Here is an 18,377-nt window from a genome sequence, read left to right on the forward strand (position 1 = left end):
GCGCCACCCTCGGCGACGGCGGAGCCTTCATCGGCCCTTTCCCTCCACGCGCCCCACCAGGTGTGTCATGTCCGCCCATCCCCGGTCGGCGCCTCTTCCGCCGGCTCCGGCGGCGTCGGGCCGTCCACCCGTTCCCGCTCCCGGCGGTCCCGCCGTTTCTCGACGAGGGCTGCGAGCAGCAGCGACCCGACGGCCGCCGCCCGGCCCCAACGGCGCAGGGCGGCGCGGATCGGCCCGGGCGGTGGCGCCGGCGGCGGTCCGGGCACCACCACCCGGTCGACCCCCGGGTACGCGAGCCGGGAGGCCGAGATCGCTTCCTCCTCCGAGCGCAGGGCCCGGTTCCCGCCGATGACGAGGTGCCGGGCCTCGTCGCGGTAACGCCAATGCCACAGGTCGCCCTCCGGCCACAGCTCGATTCGCTCCCCCGGCCTGTCCAGGGCGGGTGTTTCCGGTTCACCCTCGCCTTCGGGCGGGTGAGGCGAGCGGTGGGCGGCCCGCCGCAGGTCCGCGCGGGTGAGTTCGCCGACGCCGGCTGCGCCGCCGCGGTGCAGCGCCCGCGCGGTCAGGAAGGCGAGCGCCCCGGCCAGGATCGGTAGGACGAGCACCAGCACCTGGAACACCGACAGCAGGTCGTAGATCGGCACCCGCAGCAGGCGGGCGATGATGTCGTCGCCGGCCGCCACCGTGAGTACCGCGTAGAAGGTCAGCGCGGCCACGCCGATGCCCGTCCGGAAGGGATGGTCGCGGGGCCGGTCGAGCAGGTGGTGCTGCCGGCGATCGCCGGTACGCAGCCGTTCGACGAACGGCCACGCGTAGAGGACGAGGAAGGTCAACCCGCCGAGCACCACGCCGGGGAAGAACGGCGCGGGCACCAGATGCCCGGCGACGCGGAACTCGAGCGGCGGGAACAGCCGCAGGGCCCCATCACCCCAGGCGACGTACCAGTCGGGCTGGGCCGGCGCGGTGGACTGGGCCGGTTCGAAGGGCCCGTAGAGCCAGACCGGGTTGATCTGGATCAGGCCGCCGAGGGCGAACAGTACCGCCAGCACCCAGGCGAACAGGGCGAGCGTGCGCAGGGTGTAGCTCGGCCACAGCCGGGAGCCGACGACGTTGTGCTCGGTCCGCCCCGGACCGGGGAACTGGGTGTGCTTCTGCCGCACCAGGATGCCCATGTGCAGCGACACGAGGGCGACGAGGACGGCCGGCACCAGCAGCACGTGGGCGACGAACATCCGGGGGATCATCTCGTCGGAGGGGAACTCCCCGCCCAGGGCCAGGGAAACCAGCCACGCTCCGACCAGGGGGATCGACTCCACCACCGAGGTGATGATCCGCAGGCCCAGCCCGGAGAGCAGGTCGTCTGGCAGGGAGTAGCCGGTGAAGCCGTTGGCGAGGGCGAGGGTCAGCATGGTCACGCCGATCAGCCAGTTGAGCTCACGGGGTTTGCGGAACGCTCCGGTGAAGAAGATCCGCGCCAGGTGCAGCACGATGGCCGCGACGAAGACCAGCGCGGCCCAGTGGTGGGTCTGCCGGATCAGCAGGCCGGCCCGGACGTCCCAGCTGAGCCGCACGGTCGAGGCGTAGGCCGCGGAGGTGGTGGCGCCGTCCAGCGGGGCGTACGCACCGCGGTAGACCCGGTCGGCGGAGCTGGCGTCGAAGAAGAAGGTCAGGTAGACGCCGGTGAGGATCAGCGCGATGAACGAGTAGAGCGCGATCTCGCCGAGCATGAACGACCAGTGGTCGGGAAAGACCTTCACCAGCGCCCGGCGGGTGATCGGCGAGAGCCGTAGCCGGTCGTCCAGGGCCCGGGCCAGCCGGTCGGTGATCATGGTGAGCTCCAGAAGCCCGCGCCGGGCGGCACGGTGAAGTCACCGGTTGCGCGGAGGAAGCCGTCCGGTCCGACCTCGATCGGCAGCCCTGGTAGCGCCCGGGCCGCCGGACCGGCCACGGGCCGGGCATCTGCCAGCAGGTCGAAGGAGGACTGATGGCAGGGACAGAGCACCTGCCCGGTGCCCTTGAGGTAGATCCGGACCGGGCACCCTGCGTGCGTGCAGAGCAGCGAGTGGACGACCAGCCCGTTCAGGTGACCGGCGGAGGGCGGGCGGGAGAAGCGTTCCGGGTCAAGGCGGACCGCGAAAGCGGGGCCGTCCCCGGTGTTGAGGTGGCCCTCGGGAAAGATCCCGACCGCGGTGCCGGTGGGCACGTCCTGCAGCCGCAGTGGCCGTCCGTCCGCGGTGACCAGCCGCACGCCGGGTCCCCATGGGGTGTCTCTGCGTGCCTGGAGCGGGTGGGCCCGTCCGGAGGGCAGCAGGGAGCGCAGCGGGAACAGCGCGGCGGCGCCGAGCGCGCTCAGCGCGAGCCCGAGCGCGGCGAGCAGGCCCCGCCGCCGCACCGGGCTGTCCGGCGCGGCGAGCACCGCGGCGGTCATCGCCTGCTCGGTCGGAGGCGGCGCGAAGCCCTCGTGCTCCTCGACGTACCCGTCGACCGGCACGAGCCGCCGGCCCCAGATGGCGAGGCCCACGGCCAGCCCGGCGAAGGCCACCGCGAGACAGACCCCCTCCCAGCGGGTGTCGCCGCCCACCGCGTACGTCACCGCGAAGCCCACCGCCCCGGCGGCGCTGACCAGAAACGCGACGACGGTCCGGCGACTGGCCGCCCGCTCGCTCGCCGAGGGACGCCGCGCGCTCACTCCCCCGCCCTCCTGCCCAGCCATCGCGCGGCTGCCACCAGCAGACCCAGGACGGCCACCCAGGCGACCAGTCCCTCGGCCAGCGGGCCGAGCCGACCGAGGGGGTTGCCGCCCCGGTCCAGCCGCTCGCCGCGGAGCCGCTGCACGTATGCGGTGAGGTCGTTGACCTGCTGGTCGTCGAGCACCTGGCTGGGAAAGACCGGCATCAGCCCGGGGCCGACCCGGACCGCCTCGGCGACCTGCGTCGCTGTGGCGTCGTACAGCGGCGGGGCGGTCAAGCCGTCGGTCAGCGCGGTGCCCGCGCCGGTGGCCCCATGGCAGGGTGCGCAGTTGGCGGCGAAGATCTCCTGACCGGAGGCCAGGTTGCCCGGGGCGACCCGGGGTATCTGCGGACCACCCCCGCCGAAGCTGCCGACGTGGCCCACCAGTGCGCGGATGTCGTCGGCCGAGAACACCGGTTCCGCGCGCCGGGCCTGCTGCTCCTCCCGCGACAGCGGCATCCGTCCGGTGGAGACCTGGAAGTCGACCGAGGCGGGGCCGACGCCGATCAGCGACGGGCCCCGCTGCGTGCCCCGCCCCTGCTCACCGTGGCAACTCGCGCACTGCTGCAGGTAGAGCTCGGCGCCCCGGTCCGCCGGGTTGGACGACGGCGCGGACACGGCCGGGGTCGTCGCCCCGGGCGTCGGCTCGGCGGCGAGCGCCACCGGACCGGCGGCGAGCACCAGCACGGCTCCGACCGCGAGCATCCGGCGGGGATGCAGGGTGAGCCGCCGGGCCGCGGCTCGTGAGTGCCGCATCGGTCAGTCCAGCGTGTAGAGGTAGGCGGCGATGTCCTGGGCGTCAATGGCACTGATACCAAGGTTCGGCATGGCGGTCCCGGGCTCCACGGCCTGGGGATCGACGATCCAGCGCCGGAGGTTGTCGGCGTTGTTGGGCAGTTGACCGGCGATGTAGGAGCGGGCGCCGAACCGGGTCAGGGGCGGGCCGACCAGGCCGTCGGCGCGGTTGATGCCGGGGATGGTGTGGCACGACCCGCAGCCGTACTGGGCGATCAGCTCCGCGCCGCGGTCGGGCCGTCCGTTGCGCGACTCCGGTGGTGGCGGTGGGGCCGTCGAGGCGCAGGCGGTGACCGCGACCATCGGCAGGATCATGAGGGCCGCACCGAGTGCCCAGAGCCGGCGGGGCAGCATCATGGCACCATCCCTTCCGCTTCAGCTGTGGTCGCCATCGGGCGGGTCCCTCCGGGTGGCGGCCCCCCGCGCAGGCCGTCGGGCCGGTCGCGGTCCATCCGCAGCAGCCAGCCCAGGAACACGGTCAGCGCCACGACCAGCACGGCCAGGTCCATCGGCGCCCACATCAACAGGCCGGCGAGTTGCTGGTCGGCCAGCGGGTCGGCGCCGAACACCCGCCGCGGATAGATCGGTTGCGGGGCGAAGGTGAGCACGGCGCCGAGGGCCGAGGCGGGCAGCATGGTGCCGGCCAGCAGCAGCACCGTCACCGGGGCGGGGGCGCGGTGCCGTGGCGAGCCGAGCACCGGGGCCCAGAACAGCCAGGCCGTGGCCAGGAAGCACAGATGCTCGGTGGCGTGCACGACGGGACGGTCGACCGCGGCCGCGTACGGCCCGGGCAGGTGCCAGAACCAGAGCACGACGGTCTGCCCGCCGCCGGCCAGCAGGGCGTACGTGCCCGGGTGGCGCAGCCGGCGCATCGGCGGCGCCACCCGGCAGCGGGCGAGCAGCCGGCGCAGCGGGAGCGGCACGGCCATGCTCAGCGGCAGCCCCGCCGCGCCGGCCGCGAGCAACGGCCCGGCCACCAGCAGGAGCAGCATGTGCTGAGCCATGTGCCCGGCCAAGGAGGACTCCGCCATCTCGTGCGCCGGCCCGTGCTCAGTGCCGAGCACCACCAGCAGTCCGGCGCCGAACGCGGCCACCCGCCAGCGGGGGACCACGTGCCCCGCGCCGCGGCGCGACCACAGCTCCTGGACGCCCCGCCCGTAGCCGGCTGCCAGCAGGCAGACCGTGACGACGACGAGCATCGCCAGCAGGCTCTCGGCCAGCGGGCTCTCGCCGGGCCCGTGTGCCTGGTGGACGCTCAGAGCTGACATGGCGGCAGCACCAGCACGGCGACCCCGCCGAGCACGATGATCGTCAGGAACAGCAGGTTGACCCAGACGCCCACCACGGCGAGCATCCGGGACCGGCCGTACGCCCGGTCCTGGGTGCCCGTGGCCTGCGCGCGGGCGGTGCGTCGCCACGCCAGGGCGGCGACCGCCAGCGAGCCCGCGGTGACCAGGGCCGGGACGATCACCGCGAGCCCGACGACCCGCCCGAGCGGCATGGCGAGGACGCGGTCGGAGCCGGCGGCGCAGGCGAGTTCGTCGAGGCCCCAGGCGGCGAGCACGTGTACGGCCCAAGCGACGCCGCCGCCGAGGACGCCGTACCAGAGCAGCACCCCGCCGGTCAGACGGGCCCGTGGCCCGGGTGGTGTGGTGGTCATAGTCGTGGGGAGAGGTAGATGGTGAACAGGATGGCGGCCCACACCGCGTCGACGAAGTGCCAGTAGATGGCGGTGTTGCGGACCCGCTCGCGCCGGTGGGCGTCGATGGTGCCGCCGCTCAGGGCGGCGGCGAGCAGCCAGCCGATCATGGTCAGGCCGACCAGGACGTGCAGCCCGTGGAAACCGGTGATCAGGTAGAACAGCGACCCGTACACGTCGGTGGTCAGGGTGAAGTGCCGGAGCTTCTCGGCGTACTCGGTGGCCTGCAGGGTCAGGAAGGTCAGCCCGAGCACCATGGTGGCGCCCAGGCCGCACCGCAGCTGCCACCGCCGGCCGTGCCGGCTGCCGCGTTCGGCCCACACCATGGGCAGACTGCTGGGCAGCAGCACGGCGGTCATGATCAACGGCTTGAGCAGCTCCGGGGCCCCGATGGCGCCCGGCGGCCACTGGGGGCCGTACTGGAAGCGGAGGTAGAAGTAGCTGCCGAGCAGGCAGGCGAAGAGGGTGGCCTCGGTGGCCACGAACATCACCATGCCCCACCAGCCGGTCGATCGACCGGCTGGCAGCTCGGTGCTCAGCGCCTCAGCGCCGGTGGCCGCCATGATCCCGCCCCGATCCGTCATGGTGTCGCCACCCCGCTCGTCCGGCTCGGTCCAGCTGGCCAGAGCCAGACCGCGATCGTCGCGGCCACCACCACCGCGGCGACGGCCGCCACCGGGTACCAGGCGACGAGCAGAGCGGCGAAGAAGACCAGCAACGCGGCGGCGAGCACGAGGGGCTTGAGCGTTGACTCCGGCATCGGCACCGGGCGTTCGACGCGGGCGTCCAGTTCGCTGGTGAGCAGTGTGTCGCGTCCCTCGCTGAGGATGCGGTCCGCGGTCGCCCCCTCGCCAATCGAGTCGGCGGTCCGTTCGTCCCACACCGGGTGCAGGCTGTGCACGCGAGGCAGGACGGGGAAGTTGTATGGCTCGGGCGGTGACGTGGTGGCCCATTCCAGGGTGTCGGCGCCCCAGGGGTCCGGCGGGGCGGGCCGACCCCGGCGGACGGCGTGCACCACGCCGACGAGCACGAGCAGCAGTCCGAGAGCGAGCACGTAGGAGCCGATGGTGCTGACCAGGTTCCATCCGCCCCAGCCCGGCTCGCTGGCATAGGTGTAGACCCGGCGGGGCATCCCGAACAGACCGTAGAGGTGCATGGGGAAGAAGGTGACGTGCATGCCCACGAAGACCAGCCAGAACGCCCAGCGCCCCAGCCCTTCGTGGTACATCCGCCCGGTGATTTTGGGCAGCCAGTAGTAGATGCCGGCGAGCATCGGGAAGACCGCGCCGCCGATCAGCACGTAGTGGAAGTGCGCCACCACGAAGTAGGTGTCGGTGACCTGCTGGTCGAACGCGGTCAGGGCGAACATCGTGCCAGTGACGCCGCCGAGCACGAAGGTCACGATGAAGCCGACGACGAACAGTAGCGGCACCCGGATGACCAGCCGGCCGAGCAGCATGGTGGCCAGCCAGGCGAAGATCTGCAGCCCGGACGGAATGGTGATGATCGTGCTGGCCGCGCTGAAGAAGCTGTACGACAGTTGCGGCAGCCCGGTGGCGAACATGTGGTGCACCCAGACCCCGAACGAGATGATCGCGATCGCCACGATGGACAGCACGATCAGCGGGTAGCCGACCACGCCTCGCCGGGTGAATGCGGGTAGCACCGCCGAAACGATGCCCAGCCCCGGCATGACGATGATGTACACGTCGGGGTGTCCGAAGATCCAGAACAGGTGCTGCCAGAGCAGGACGTTTCCGCCGGCCGACGGGTCGAAGAAGTGGGTGTCGAACCGGCGGTCGAAGAACAGCATCGCGTTGTCGAGGTTCAGCGCCGGCAGCGCGAAGATCACCATGAACGCGGTAGCGACGATCGCCCAGACGAACAGCGGTACCCGGTTGAGCGACATTCCCGGTGCGCGCAGCTTGAGCGCGGTGACGATGAAGTTGATCGAGGCGGCGGTCGTGGATATGCCGAGGAAGAGCAGCCCGAGGGCGTAGACGTCCATGTGCAGGCCGGGGTTGTGCTGCTCCGAGCTCAGCGGCGCGTACGCGAACCAGCCGTTGTTGGGGGCGGCGCCGAAGGGCAGGCTCGCCCACATGAACAGGCCGGCGAACAGGAAGACCCAGTAGCCGAAGGCGTTCAGTCTCGGGAACGCCATGTCCCGGGCGCCGATCATCAGGGGCACGAGGTAGTTCCCGAAGCCGAAGAGCATCGGTGTGGCGAACAGGAAGATCATCGCCGTGCCGTGCATGGTGAAGAGCTGGTTGTACTCCTCGGGCGACAGCAGTCCCGCCTCGGGTCGGGCGAGCTGGGTGCGCATGGCCAGGGCGCTGAGTCCGGCGAGGACGAAGAAGACCCCGGCGGTGACCAGGTAGCGCCGGCCGATCCTCTTGTGGTCGACCGTGCTGAACCAGCCCCGTACCGAGGGCGACTCCGCCCAGTGTTCCGTCAGCCGGGCCAGGTCCACCCGGCTGACTCCGGGCGGCGTGCTGGTCGTGGACATAGTTCCCCCTCCCCGACCTACTCGAGCGACCGCAGGTACGTGATCAGGTCGGGCAGCGCGGCCGCGCCGACCGGCTGTGGGGGCATCGCGTTGCCGGGCTTGACCGTCTGGGAGTTGACGATCCAGCCGCCGAGGTGTCCGGCGTCATTCGGTACCGCCCCGGCGCCGAGGCTCCATCGGGAGCCCACGTTCGACAGGTCGGGCCCCACCTGGCCCTGGGCGCCGGTGCCCCGCACCGCGTGGCAGGCGGCGCAGGTGCCCTGCACGAACGCCTGCTGGCCGCGGCGCTCGGCCTCCGTGCTCGGCTGACGGGCCGGGGCGTTCAGGCGGGTCAGCCACGCGTCGAAGTCGGCGCGGGGTTCCGCCACGACCAGGAAGGCCATGTGAGCGTGCTGGGTGCCGCAGTACTCGGCGCACTGGCCGCGGTAGCGGCCGGCCCGCTCCGCCCGCAACCAGGTCTCACGGGTCTCACCGGCGATCAGGTCCGTCTTCGGCATGAGCTGCGGCACCCAGAAGCTGTGCAGCACGTCGTCCGTTCGCAGCCGGACCTTCACCCGCTCCCCCACCGGAATGTGGATCTCGTTCGCGGTCGCCCCGGACGCCCCCGGATAGCGCACCTCCCACCACCACTTGTGGCCGGTCACCTCCACCGTCGGGGCGTCGGGGTCGGGATCGGCGGCGAGCGCGGCGAGGTCCCGCAGCCCCACCCCGTAGACGGCGACGAGAATGACGAACGGCAGCCCGGCTCCGGCGATCGCGACGAAGCGGAGCGGCTGCCCGTGGCGCACCCGGACGTTGCCCCGCCGGAACACCAGCGCCCAGATCAGCAGCGCCATGACCTCGGCGACCACCGCCAGCGAGATCCAGAAGAGCAGCCACCACAGGTTGGCGACCCGGGCGGCGCCCGTGCCGGCGGGGTTGAGGGTGGACGGCGGGTCACCACCGCATCCGGCGAGCAGGGCCAGGCCGCACAGGGCCGTCAGCACCGGGAGCGGGCGCGGTTGCCGGCGCCGCCCGGCGGGTCGGGCGGCGCTCATGGTCATCCCTGCTGTCGTGTCCACCGAGAGCGACACTAGGCCCTTCCGAACCCCTTTCGTCCCCGTTTGCGGCTGATAACCCGACGAGTACGACCGGACCGATTTATGGTGATACCGCAACTCGATCCGCAAGCGCCCCGGGGGCGCGGACAGGGAGATCATGCGAGCCTCCACCGTGGACCTTGTCGCGGACACCGGCAGAGCGGCCGCCGGCCGCCGGACCATGGCCTGGCTCGCCGGCGGGCTCACCGCGGCGGCGACGGTGGCCGGCGGATGGCTGGCACCCCCCGACGAGGTGCAGGGCCAGGCGCAGCGACTGATGTACCTCCACGTCCCCGCGGCCTGGGTTGCCTACGCTGCGTTCGCCGTCGTGCTGACCGCCAGCGGCGCGTACCTGATCGGGGGCGACCTTCGCTGGGACCGGTTCGCGCGGGCGGGCGCCGAGATCGGCGCGGCCCTGACCGCCGTCGCGATCGCCACCGGGTCACTGTGGGGGAAGCTGGCCTGGGGTGCCTGGTGGGCGTGGGACCCCCGGCTGGTCAGCACCGTCCTGCTGCTGCTGGCGTACGCCGGCTACCTGGCCCTGCGCCGCTCGCTGGCAGAGCGGACCGGCGCGCGAGACGGAGGCGACCACCGGGTGGCGCGGCCCGCCGCGGTCGTCGGGATGGCCAGCTTCCTGCTCGTCCCGGTGGTGCACTTCTCCGTCGTCTGGTGGCGGTCGCTGCACCAGCAGGCGACCGTGCTCGCCCCGCAACGCCCGCCCATCGACCCCAGGATGGGCGCCGCCCTGCTGCTCGCCGTCGCCGCCGCGACGCTCGCCGCGCTCTGCGTCCTGCTGCACCGGGTGGTCCGGCTGGAACGCCGGCTGACACCCGACACGGCCCCCGACCGCGTCCCGGTCCGGGTCGGATGATCCGTCGCCGGGCGGGCCGGACCGCCGTCGTCGCCGTGCTCCTCGCCGCCGGCGCGCTGCTGGTCACCAGCGCGCTCCGGGAGACCCTGACCTATTACCGCACTCCGGGCGAGGTGCTCGGCGATCCGGACGCGACCTGGGAACGGGTACGCCTTGGCGGCGACGTGGTGCCCGGGTCGCTGCGGCGCACCGGCGACCTCGTGGTGTTCCGCCTCACCGAAGACGGTCGCGAGATCACCGTCGAGCAGCGGGGCGTGCCGCCGGAGACCTTCCGGGAGGGCGAGGGAGCGGTCGTCGAGGGCACGCTCTCGGCGGACGGGGTGTTCCGCTCCGACCACGTCGTGGTCCGGCACGGCAACGAATACCGCCCGTCCACCGCCCCGCCGGGGTCGGTCGATGCTCGCTGACCTCGGCACCGCCAGCCTCACGGCCGGTCTGCTCTGCGCCACCCTGACCGCCCTGCTCTGGCTGCGGGTGGCCCTGTTCGCCACGCCCACCCGAGCGGCCCGCCTCGGGACCGCCGCGACCCTGACGACCGCCGCCGTCGCCTGCGCGCTGCTGGAGGCGGCCCTGCTCCGGCACGACTTCAGCGTCCGATTCGTGGCGGAGAACGGCGGACGCCAGGTGCCGTTGTACTACACGCTGACGAGCCTCTGGTCCGCGCTGGACGGGTCGCTGCTGCTCTGGCTGCTGATCCTCGCCGGGTACGCGGCACTGCTGGCCCACCGCAGGCACCCGCCTCGGCTGCACGCCTACGCGATGGTGGTCGTCAGCACGGTGACCATGTTCTTCTTCGCGCTGTCCGCCTTCGCCGCGAACCCGTTCCGCGAGGTGAACCCGGTACCCGCCGACGGCCCGGGGCCGAACCCGCTGCTGCAGCAGCACCCGGCGATGGGCGTGCACCCTCCCCTGCTCTACGCCGGCTACATCGGCCTGGTCGTGCCGTTCGCCTTCGCGATCGCCGCACCACTGGCCGGCCAGCAGGGGCGGGGCTGGCTACGGTCCGCCCGACCCTGGGCCCTGGCGGCGTGGGCGGCGCTGACCGCCGGCATCGGGCTCGGGGCCTGGTGGTCGTACGCGGTGCTGGGCTGGGGCGGCTACTGGGCGTGGGACCCGGTGGAGAACGCGTCGCTGCTGCCCTGGCTGACCGCCACCGCCTTCCTGCACGCCACCCTGGGCCGCGCCGCCGGCCGGGCCGGCTGGAACCTGGCCCTGGCATGCGCGAGCTTCGTGCTGGTGCTGCTCGGCACGTTCCTTACCCGGTCCGGCGCGGTGGCCAGCGTGCACGCCTTCACCGACTCACCGTTGGGGCCGATGCTGCTCGGCTTCGTGCTGCTGACGGTCGTCGTGTCGACGGTCCTGACCGGATGGCGCGATCGAGAACCCGCCCACGGCAGGAGCACACCGCTGCTGTCCCGGATGACGGCCGTGCTGGTCAACGGCGTGCTTCTGGTGACGATCGCGGCGGTGGTGCTGATCGGCACGATCTTCCCGCTGCTCTCCGAACCGCTCGGCGGGGTGCGCACCTCGGTCGGACCCGGCTACTACCAGCGGACGGCGGTACCGCTGGCGATCGCGGTGCTGCTGATGATGGGCGTGACGCCGGCCCTGCGGGTCCGCGACCGGACGCAGGCGCTGCGGCGACTCGCCCTACCCGGCGCCGTGGCGCTCGCCACCGTCGCGGTGGTGGGGCTGCTCAGCCGGCCCGGCCTGCCCGCGCTCACCGCGTTCGGAGCGGCGGCGTTCGTGCTCACCGGCGTGGCCGCAGAGCTGGCCGACCGGCGGCCGCGCTCCGGCCGGAACCGGAGACCGGGCAGGGCTGCCGGACTGGTCGCGCACGCCGGGATCGCCCTGGTTGCGGTGGGCGTCGCGGGATCCTCCGCGTACGGTCGCGACGCGGAGCGAACCATCCACACCGGGGAGGCGCTGCGGGTGGGCGACGTGTCCGTGCGCCTGGTCGGCGTGGACCGCAGCGGCGCCAGCGGGGGTATGACCGTACGGGCGCGGCTCCGGCTCACCGAGGCGGGCGGCGGGGAACGAACGGTCCGGCCCGCCCTACGCTACAACCCCGCCCGGGACACCGCTGTCACGGTGCCGGCGATTCAGACCGGACTGCTGCGGGACACGTACGTCACCCTGATCGCGGTCGCCCCGGACAGCGGCAGCGCGACCGTACGGCTCGCGGTGAACCCGCTCGTCGGGCTGCTCTGGGCCGGCGGCACGCTGACGGCCGCGGGGGGACTCCTGGCGGCGATCCGCACCGCCCGTCCGCGACGCCCGGACGTCGTCGCGGCGTCGCCTGACCCGGTCGCCGCCGGGGCCCGGTGATGACCGCCCGCCGCCTGCTGCGACCTGGCCCGGCGCTGGTGCTGGTGCTCATCGTCGCCGTTGGCACCGTGGTCGCCCTCGGCCTGCGGTCACCGTCGACGCCGCTCGACGCCGGCGCCGCCAACGGCGTCACCCCCGCGCCGGCCCCGGCGCTCACGGGCGCCACCCTGGATGGTGGCCGGTTCGACCTGACCGAAGCCCGTGGTCACGTGCTGCTGGTCAACGTGTTCGCCTCCTGGTGCGGCCCGTGCCGGGACGAGCTGCCGCTACTGGTCGAGACGGAACGGCAGTGGTCGCCCCGTGGGCTGCGGCTGGTGGGGTTGAACGTCCGGGACGGCGCCGAGGCGGTCCGGGCGCTACTTGACGAGACCGGCGCACGGGAGTTGACCGTGCTGCCAGACCCGGAGGGCACCCGGGCGGTCGACTGGGGCGTCCGGGCAGTGCCGGAGACGTTCGTGGTGGACCGGGACGGCCGGATCGTCGACCGGCAGCCGGGTGTGGTCACCCGGCAGTGGCTTGAGCAGCGGGTGGCGCCGTTGCTGGCCCGATGAGGTGGCGCGCGGCCGTTGGGGCACTCGTCCTCACGGCGCTGATCGCCGCAGCGGGCGCGGGGTTGGTCCGGTCGACCGGCGGCATCGGTCGGGAGGACCCCGTACGCGCCGTGGCAGTGGGTCTACGCTGCCCGGCCTGCCAGGGTGAGTCGGTGGCGGACTCCCGGTCGCCGATCGCGGCGGCCATGCGGCAGGTGGTGGCGGACCAGCTGGCCCAGGGGCGGGACCGCGACGAGATCCGCCGCTGGTTCGTCCAGCGCTACGGCCCGGAGGTGCTGACCGACCCGCCGACCCGCCGGGCGGAGCTGCTGCTCTGGGCCGTACCCGCGCTGACCTTGCTGGCCGGCGGCTACGCGGCCCTGCGCACGCTGCGTCCCCGCCCGACCCCGTCCGCGCGGGCCACGGCGGTGCGGGCGGCGCCCACCGGTCGGGCCGCGCGCCGGGCGTGGCGCGCGGTGTCGGTGGGAATGGTGAGCCTCGTCGCGTCGGTCACGGTGGCCGCCAGCCGCCTGGACCGGCCGGGCCAGGATCCGGAACCGGCCGATCCCGTGACGGTCGCCGTGCAGCTGGCCCGCGACCTCGAGGGGCAGGCCCGCTACGACGCCGCAGCGGGGATGTACCGGGAGGCCCTGCGGGACCGCCCCGACGATGCGATCCAGCTGCGGCTCGCCTTCGCGCTGCTGCGGGCCGGCGACAACGCCGGCGCGGAGCAGTCGGCGCGGGAGGTGCTGACCCGCTCCCCAGAGTCCCCGGACGGCCTGCTCGTGCTCGGGCTGGCGCAGCGCGACAGCCGGTCCGCCGAGGCGGCGCGCACCCTGCGACGCTTCCTGACCATCGCTCCGGAGCATCCGGCGGCCGGAGAGATCAGCCGGCTGTTGGCCACCGGCCCGTGACACCCACCCGAACCCCTTGGATCCACGTTGAGCCGGGTCGCGCACTCCAGGGTGCTGGCCCGCACCGATCGCGGCCGATCCTTCGAGATGCTGCTGACCGCACTCGGCACCGACCTCGCGGATCCGGAGCACAGCTCGACGCGGAACGGTATACACCTCGGCGCCACTGCCGGAACGCTGGACATCCTGCAACGCTGCTACACCGGCGTGGAGGTCAGCAGGCCGCCCCGATGCCGGCGAGATGGCCGTCCCCTGGCGCAGTTGATTCAGGCCGGTGCTCAGCTGTTCTGTGGGAAGCCGAGGTTCACGCCACCGTGGGACGGGTCGAGCCACCGGCTGGTGACGACCTTGGATCTGACGAAGAAGTTCACTCCCTCTGGCCCGTACGCGTGAGTGTCACCGAACAGTGAGTCCTTCCAACCCCCGAAGGAGTAGTACGAGACCGGGACCGGGATCGGGACGTTCACCCCGATCATGCCGATCTCGACCTCATTCTGGAACCGGCGAGCTGCGCCACCGTCGTTGGTGAAGATCGCCGTACCGTTGCCGTACCGGTTGGCGTTGACGAGTTCGACGGCGGCGTCGTAGCTGGGCAGCCGGAGCACCGAGAGGACCGGTCCGAAGATCTCGTCGGTGTATATGGACATGTCGCTGTCGACATGGTCGAAGAGAGTCGGTCCGAGCCAGAAGCCGGCTTGCTCACCGTCGATCAGGTGGCTCCGCCCGTCGACCACCAGCTGCGCCCCCGCGGATCGACCAGCGTCCAGGTATGACATCACCCGGTCGCGGTGAGCGCCGGTGACCAGCGGCCCCATCTCGCAGCCCGGGCGACGGCCGTCGCCGACGTGGAGTGCCGCGATCCGTTCGCTGATCTTGCCGACGAGCTCGTCACCGACCGGGTCGACGGCCACGACGACGGAGATGGCCATGCAGCGCTCGCCGGCCGAGCCGAAGCCGGCCGAGACGGCGGCGTCGGCGGCGAGGTCGAGGTCGGCGTCGGGCAGTACGACCATGTGGTTCTTCGCGCCGCCGAGCGCCTGCACCCGCTTGCCGTTACGGGTGCCCGTTTCATAGACGTAGCGGGCGACCGGAGTGGAGCCGACAAACGAGATGGCCTTGACCGTCGGGTGTTCGAGAATCCGGTCGACCGCCTCCTTGTCGCCGTGCACGACGTTGAGAACGCCGTCCGGCAGCCCGGCCTCCGCGAACAGCTCCGCCAGGAAGTTCGACGCGGACGGGTCCTTCTCGCTCGGCTTGAGCACCACCGTGTTGCCGCACGCGATGGCGTTCGGCACGAACCACAGCGGGACCATGGCCGGGAAGTTGAAGGGGGTGATCACCCCGACCACGCCGAGCGGCTGCCGGATGGAGTACACGTCCACCTGGGCCGAGGCGTTCTCGCTGAACCCGCCCTTCAGCAGTTGCGGGATCCCGCAGGCGAACTCCACCGCCTCCAGCGCACGCTGGATCTCCCCCGCGGCGTCGGAGAGCACCTTGCCATGCTCGGCGGTGATGATCTGGGCGAGGTCGGACTTTCGGGCGTTGAGCAGTTCCCGGAAGGAGAACATGACGCTCATCCGCCGAGCGAGGGATGCGCTACGCCATCGGGTGAACGCCTCGGCGGCGGCGGCGACCGCCTCATCGACGACCGAGGCGGTTGCGAAGTCGACCTGTCCGGAGACCTGGCCGGTGGCGGGGTCGTAGATGTCACCGGTGCGCTCGGCGACACCGTTCCATGGCTTGCCGCCGATCCAGTGCGTGGTCGTCATCGCTGCTGCACCTCTTTGGCCACGGCCTCGATCGACGAGGTGAGGATCTCGAGGGCTTCCTCGGCCTCGGCCTGGGTCAGGGTCATCGGCGGCGCCAGGCGGATGACGTTGCCGTACAGGCCGCCCTTGCCGACGAGCAACCCACGTTCCCGCGTTTCCTCGAGCAGGGCGGCAGCGGCCGCCGGGTCGGGTGCGCCGTCGGGTCCGACGAGCTCCAGCGCGATCATCAGGCCCTTGCCGCGGACGTCGCCGACCACGGGGTGCGCCGCGGCGACGGCGCGCAGGCCGTCGAGCAGGCGGCTGCCCAGCTTCGCGGCGTTGGCCTGGAGGTCGTGCTCCAGCAGATAGTTCAGCGAGGCGAGAGCGCCGGCGGTGGCGAGCGGGTTGCCACCGAAAGTGGAGATCGAGTTGGCCCGCAGGCAGTCCATGAGGTCAGGACGGGCGACCACGCCCCCGATCGCCAGGCCGTTGCCCAGACCCTTGGCGAAGGTGATCGCATCGGGCACGACGTCGTGCGCCTGGATGCCCCAGAAGTGCTCGCCGGTGCGGCCCCAGCCGGTCTGCACCTCGTCGGAGACGAGGAGGATGCCGTACTCGTCGAGCACCTTCTTGAACTCGCCGAACAGCCCGTTGGGTGGGGTGGTGAAGCCACCGACGCCTTGGATCGGCTCAACGATCATGCATGCGACGTCTCCCGCCGTCGTCGTTTCAATGATCTCGCGCAGGTCGGCGACGCAGGCCTTGATGTAGTCCGGGTCGGACAGATCCCGGAACGGGCTGCGGTAGCGGTAGCCGCCGTGCACCCAGCTCACCTTGATCGGGCTGAGGGCGCTGGCCGACCAGCCGCGGATGCCGGTGATCGCGACGGTGGCGAATGCGCGGCCGTGGTAGGAGTTGCGCAGGGCGAGCACCTGCTCGCTGCGGCGGTACTGGGTGGCGAGCATCAGGGCGGTCTCGTTCGCCTCGGTGCCCGAGTTGGTGAAGAACACCCGGGCGTCCGGGATGCCGGACAGTTGCGCGATCTTCTCGGCGAGCTCGACCTGCGACTTGATCAGGTACAGCGTGGAGGAGTGCAGCACGCCGGTGTCGAGCTGCGAGCGGATGGCGTCGCTGATCTCGGCCACGTCGTAGCCGATCGCGTTCGTGAGGATGCCGGCGAAGAAGTCGAGGTAGGTCCGTCCCTCGCGATCGGTCACCCGGCGGCCCTGCGCGGTGGCGATCTCGATCGGCTGCTCGTAGTACAGCGCCAGCCATCTCGGCATCACGGACCGGTGCCTGGCCAGCAGCTCGCGGTGCGCCATCTCGTCCCCCTATCTCGTCCCTACGGCGAGTGTGGACGCATTCGTTGTCCAACCGCTATGCACAACCTGTACCGCCCTGGTCGCAAGGGCATTACGTTGTGTGCATTCCCGCCCGAGGAGAGGCTGCGATGTATCCCTCCGTCGCAGAAGCCATCGCGCTACCGGTGATCCGGCGCGCGAAGCCGCACGTCGTGGCCGGATCGGCCGGCATGCAGGACCGAGTCCGCTGGGTCCACGTGGCGGAGGTCGCCGACATCGCGCACCTGCTGCGCGGCGGAGAACTGGTGCTGACCACCGGAATCGCGCTGCCGGACGACGCGGCGGCGCTCACCCGGTACGTCGACGACCTGGCGGCGGTCCGCGCGGCGGGACTGGTGATCGAGTTGGTCCGGCGCTGGAGTGACGGGATACCAGAGGCGCTCGTGACAGCGGCCGACCGGCACCGACTCCCACTGATCACGCTGGCGGAGGAGACGCGGTTCGTGTCCGTCACCGAGGCGGTGGTGGCGTTGATCGTCGACGCACAGCTCGCCGAGCTGCGGGCTGCCGAGCAGGTGCACGAGACGTTCACCTCGCTCACCGTGGCCGGAGCGGAGCCGGCGGAAGTGCTGCGCGAGGTGGCCAGGATCTCCGGACTGCCGGTCGTGCTGGAGACGCTGGGGCACGAGGTGCTCGCCTACGACGCGGCCGGGCAGGATCCCGCCGAGCTGCTGGCCGACTGGGGTCAGCGGTCCCGGTCCGTGGCGGCGCCCGAGCGGACCGCCCACGACGAGGAGGCCGGCTGGCTGGTCACGATGGTCGGCGCGCAGGGCGCCGACTGGGGGCGCCTGGTCCTGCTCTCGCCGGATCCTCCACCGCATCGGCACGTCGTGGTTGCCGAGCGGGCCGCGTCGGCGCTGGCGGTGCATCGGCTCGTGGCGCGCGATCGGGAGAGTCTGGAGCGGCAGACGCACCGCATGTTGCTCGCGCAACTGCTCGGTCAGGCAGTACCGCCCCCGGATCTCGCCGCCCGGGCGGCCGCGCTGGGCGTCGGCCTCGATCGGCGGCAGCTGATCGGGGTCGCGATCCGGCCCGCGACCGTGACGCCACGCGCCCCTGCACTGGCCACGCAGGAGGTGTTGCGCGACCTCGCGGAGGCGACCGCGTTGGCCGCGCGGCGGCTGGCCGTGCCCGCCCTGGTGGGCATCGTGGACGACACGAGCGTTCGCGCGTTGTTGTCGCTGCCCGCGCAGACTGGAGTGGAAGGGGTACTGCGCCGGTTGGCTAGAGAGGTGCACCGCTCCGCGTCCGGTCCGGTGCTTGTGGCGGTCGGCACCACAGTTTCACACGTCGCCGAGGTGCGCCGCAGCCTGAGCGAGGCCGCCCACGTGGCGGGGGCGGCCCTACGCTCCCCCGGCACGCAGCTCTACCACAAGCTGGACAACGTGCGCCTGCGCGGCCTCCTACATCTGTTGCGGGAGGACGAGCGGGTCCGGGCATTCGCGGACCGCGAGTTGGGTCCGCTGTTGGCGCGGGACGCCAACCAGCGCACCCGGCTCGTGGAGCTGCTGCGCTGCTTCTGCGAGCAGGGCGGGAACAAGTCGGCGGCGGCCGCCGCCGCGCATCTGTCGCGTACGGCCTACTACCAGCAGCTGTCGCGGATCGCGCAGGTGCTCGGGGTGTCGCTGGAAGACCCGGAATCGATGCTGTCGCTGTACGTCGCGCTGCTGGTGCACGAACTCGACGACGCCTGACGGGTCAAGGGGCCAGCAGGAGGCCCCAATCCATCCGCCGCGCCGATTGACAGCCCGGTGCGGGCATGCCGTGGACAGAGTGTGCCCCGATCATGGCAAGCGTGGACACTTTGCCGCTGCCC

General features: G+C 72.3%; 18 protein-coding genes. 7 read left to right on the top strand and 11 right to left on the bottom strand.

The features are described from left to right. Positions 1–65: 65 nt before the first annotated feature. The 9 genes from qcrB to coxB are packed head-to-tail and all read right to left on the bottom strand — an operon-like array spanning position 66 to position 8,791. Positions 66–1,829 (bottom strand): cytochrome bc1 complex cytochrome b subunit, encoded by a 1,764-nt coding sequence (gene qcrB, locus ACWD5O_RS19585; RefSeq protein ID WP_450086124.1) that lies wholly within the window; start codon positions 1,827–1,829, stop codon positions 66–68. After that, complete coding sequence (locus tag ACWD5O_RS19590) at positions 1,826–2,689, bottom strand: QcrA and Rieske domain-containing protein (protein WP_450086125.1); 864 nt, start codon at positions 2,687–2,689, stop codon at positions 1,826–1,828. The genes qcrB and ACWD5O_RS19590 overlap by 4 nt, the downstream gene beginning before the upstream one ends. Further along, positions 2,686–3,486: a cytochrome bc1 complex diheme cytochrome c subunit gene (qcrC, locus tag ACWD5O_RS19595; RefSeq protein WP_450086126.1), complete on the bottom strand. Its 801-nt coding sequence runs from the start codon at positions 3,484–3,486 to the stop codon at positions 2,686–2,688. The genes ACWD5O_RS19590 and qcrC overlap by 4 nt, the downstream gene beginning before the upstream one ends. A gap of 3 nt (positions 3,487–3,489) precedes the next feature. Beyond that, positions 3,490–3,882 carry a c-type cytochrome gene (locus ACWD5O_RS19600; protein ID WP_450086127.1) on the bottom strand — a complete coding sequence of 131 codons (393 nt, stop codon included), beginning with the start codon at positions 3,880–3,882 and terminating at the stop codon, positions 3,490–3,492. Further along, the gene (locus ACWD5O_RS19605) at positions 3,879–4,793 is read right to left on the bottom strand and encodes a cytochrome c oxidase assembly protein (RefSeq protein WP_450086128.1); all 915 of its coding nucleotides are present in this window, start codon (positions 4,791–4,793) and stop codon (positions 3,879–3,881) included. Before ACWD5O_RS19605 ends, ACWD5O_RS19600 begins: the two co-directional genes overlap by 4 nt. Then, positions 4,781–5,185, bottom strand: a complete 405-nt coding sequence (locus ACWD5O_RS19610) for a hypothetical protein (protein ID WP_354967398.1) — start codon at positions 5,183–5,185, stop codon at positions 4,781–4,783. The genes ACWD5O_RS19605 and ACWD5O_RS19610 overlap by 13 nt, the downstream gene beginning before the upstream one ends. Then, on the bottom strand, positions 5,182–5,808 hold the full coding sequence (locus ACWD5O_RS19615) for a cytochrome c oxidase subunit 3 (RefSeq protein WP_354967397.1): 627 nt from the start codon (positions 5,806–5,808) through the stop codon (positions 5,182–5,184). The genes ACWD5O_RS19610 and ACWD5O_RS19615 overlap by 4 nt, the downstream gene beginning before the upstream one ends. Next, positions 5,805–7,730: a cytochrome c oxidase subunit I gene (gene ctaD, locus ACWD5O_RS19620; RefSeq protein ID WP_450086129.1), complete on the bottom strand. Its 1,926-nt coding sequence runs from the start codon at positions 7,728–7,730 to the stop codon at positions 5,805–5,807. Before ctaD ends, ACWD5O_RS19615 begins: the two co-directional genes overlap by 4 nt. A gap of 17 nt (positions 7,731–7,747) precedes the next feature. Continuing rightward, the gene (gene coxB / locus ACWD5O_RS19625; RefSeq protein ID WP_354967395.1) at positions 7,748–8,791 is read right to left on the bottom strand and encodes a cytochrome c oxidase subunit II; all 1,044 of its coding nucleotides are present in this window, start codon (positions 8,789–8,791) and stop codon (positions 7,748–7,750) included. 136 nt (positions 8,792–8,927) lie between these two features. Between coxB and ccsA the strand changes: the two genes are divergently transcribed. From ccsA to ACWD5O_RS19655, 6 genes are read left to right on the top strand one after another with little or no spacing between them, the layout of a single operon-like run. After that, positions 8,928–9,680, top strand: a complete 753-nt coding sequence (ccsA, locus tag ACWD5O_RS19630) for a cytochrome c biogenesis protein CcsA (protein WP_449938518.1) — start codon at positions 8,928–8,930, stop codon at positions 9,678–9,680. Next, positions 9,677–10,087: a cytochrome c maturation protein CcmE gene (locus ACWD5O_RS19635; protein ID WP_387321981.1), complete on the top strand. Its 411-nt coding sequence runs from the start codon at positions 9,677–9,679 to the stop codon at positions 10,085–10,087. The genes ccsA and ACWD5O_RS19635 overlap by 4 nt, the downstream gene beginning before the upstream one ends. Next, positions 10,077–12,008, top strand: coding sequence for a heme lyase CcmF/NrfE family subunit (locus ACWD5O_RS19640; protein ID WP_450086130.1), 1,932 nt, complete (start codon positions 10,077–10,079; stop codon positions 12,006–12,008). Before ACWD5O_RS19635 ends, ACWD5O_RS19640 begins: the two co-directional genes overlap by 11 nt. After that, complete coding sequence (locus ACWD5O_RS19645; protein WP_354967391.1) at positions 12,008–12,559, top strand: TlpA family protein disulfide reductase; 552 nt, start codon at positions 12,008–12,010, stop codon at positions 12,557–12,559. Before ACWD5O_RS19640 ends, ACWD5O_RS19645 begins: the two co-directional genes overlap by 1 nt. Continuing rightward, positions 12,556–13,452 carry a cytochrome c-type biogenesis protein CcmH gene (locus ACWD5O_RS19650; protein WP_450086131.1) on the top strand — a complete coding sequence of 299 codons (897 nt, stop codon included), beginning with the start codon at positions 12,556–12,558 and terminating at the stop codon, positions 13,450–13,452. The genes ACWD5O_RS19645 and ACWD5O_RS19650 overlap by 4 nt, the downstream gene beginning before the upstream one ends. Positions 13,453–13,479: 27 nt before the next feature. Next, positions 13,480–13,845, top strand: coding sequence for a hypothetical protein (locus ACWD5O_RS19655; protein WP_450086132.1), 366 nt, complete (start codon positions 13,480–13,482; stop codon positions 13,843–13,845). Here the strand turns inward: ACWD5O_RS19655 and ACWD5O_RS19660 are convergent. After that, positions 13,731–15,221, bottom strand: a complete 1,491-nt coding sequence (locus ACWD5O_RS19660; protein ID WP_450086133.1) for a CoA-acylating methylmalonate-semialdehyde dehydrogenase — start codon at positions 15,219–15,221, stop codon at positions 13,731–13,733. The two genes, ACWD5O_RS19655 and ACWD5O_RS19660, sit on opposite strands and share 115 nt — an antisense overlap. Next, a complete protein-coding gene (locus tag ACWD5O_RS19665) occupies positions 15,218–16,522 on the bottom strand; it encodes an aspartate aminotransferase family protein (RefSeq protein WP_450004858.1) in 1,305 nt (434 codons plus the stop codon). Before ACWD5O_RS19665 ends, ACWD5O_RS19660 begins: the two co-directional genes overlap by 4 nt. 128 nt (positions 16,523–16,650) lie before the next feature. On the opposite strand from ACWD5O_RS19665, the gene ACWD5O_RS19670 reads away from it, so the two are divergent. Further along, on the top strand, positions 16,651–18,255 hold the full coding sequence (locus ACWD5O_RS19670; protein WP_387321967.1) for a PucR family transcriptional regulator: 1,605 nt from the start codon (positions 16,651–16,653) through the stop codon (positions 18,253–18,255). The last annotated feature ends 122 nt before the right edge of the window (positions 18,256–18,377 follow it).

It is taken from the genome of Micromonospora sp. NPDC005161, assembly GCF_053599855.1.

Bases quoted from the DNA above. Each gene is read 5' to 3' on its own strand.
- qcrB (WP_450086124.1), bottom strand. From the start codon at position 1,829: ATGATCACCGACCGGCTGGCCCGGGCCCTGGACGACCGGCTACGGCTC.
- qcrC (WP_450086126.1), bottom strand. From the start codon at position 3,486: ATGCGGCACTCACGAGCCGCGGCCCGGCGGCTCACCCTGCATCCCCGC.
- ACWD5O_RS19600 (WP_450086127.1), bottom strand. From the start codon at position 3,882: ATGATGCTGCCCCGCCGGCTCTGGGCACTCGGTGCGGCCCTCATGATC.
- ACWD5O_RS19605 (WP_450086128.1), bottom strand. From the start codon at position 4,793: ATGTCAGCTCTGAGCGTCCACCAGGCACACGGGCCCGGCGAGAGCCCG.
- ACWD5O_RS19610 (WP_354967398.1), bottom strand. From the start codon at position 5,185: ATGACCACCACACCACCCGGGCCACGGGCCCGTCTGACCGGCGGGGTG.
- ACWD5O_RS19615 (WP_354967397.1), bottom strand. From the start codon at position 5,808: ATGACGGATCGGGGCGGGATCATGGCGGCCACCGGCGCTGAGGCGCTG.
- ctaD (WP_450086129.1), bottom strand. From the start codon at position 7,730: ATGTCCACGACCAGCACGCCGCCCGGAGTCAGCCGGGTGGACCTGGCC.
- ccsA (WP_449938518.1), top strand. From the start codon at position 8,928: ATGCGAGCCTCCACCGTGGACCTTGTCGCGGACACCGGCAGAGCGGCC.
- ACWD5O_RS19635 (WP_387321981.1), top strand. From the start codon at position 9,677: ATGATCCGTCGCCGGGCGGGCCGGACCGCCGTCGTCGCCGTGCTCCTC.
- ACWD5O_RS19640 (WP_450086130.1), top strand. From the start codon at position 10,077: ATGCTCGCTGACCTCGGCACCGCCAGCCTCACGGCCGGTCTGCTCTGC.
- ACWD5O_RS19645 (WP_354967391.1), top strand. From the start codon at position 12,008: ATGACCGCCCGCCGCCTGCTGCGACCTGGCCCGGCGCTGGTGCTGGTG.
- ACWD5O_RS19650 (WP_450086131.1), top strand. From the start codon at position 12,556: ATGAGGTGGCGCGCGGCCGTTGGGGCACTCGTCCTCACGGCGCTGATC.
- ACWD5O_RS19660 (WP_450086133.1), bottom strand. From the start codon at position 15,221: ATGACGACCACGCACTGGATCGGCGGCAAGCCATGGAACGGTGTCGCC.
- ACWD5O_RS19665 (WP_450004858.1), bottom strand. From the start codon at position 16,522: ATGGCGCACCGCGAGCTGCTGGCCAGGCACCGGTCCGTGATGCCGAGA.
- ACWD5O_RS19670 (WP_387321967.1), top strand. From the start codon at position 16,651: ATGTATCCCTCCGTCGCAGAAGCCATCGCGCTACCGGTGATCCGGCGC.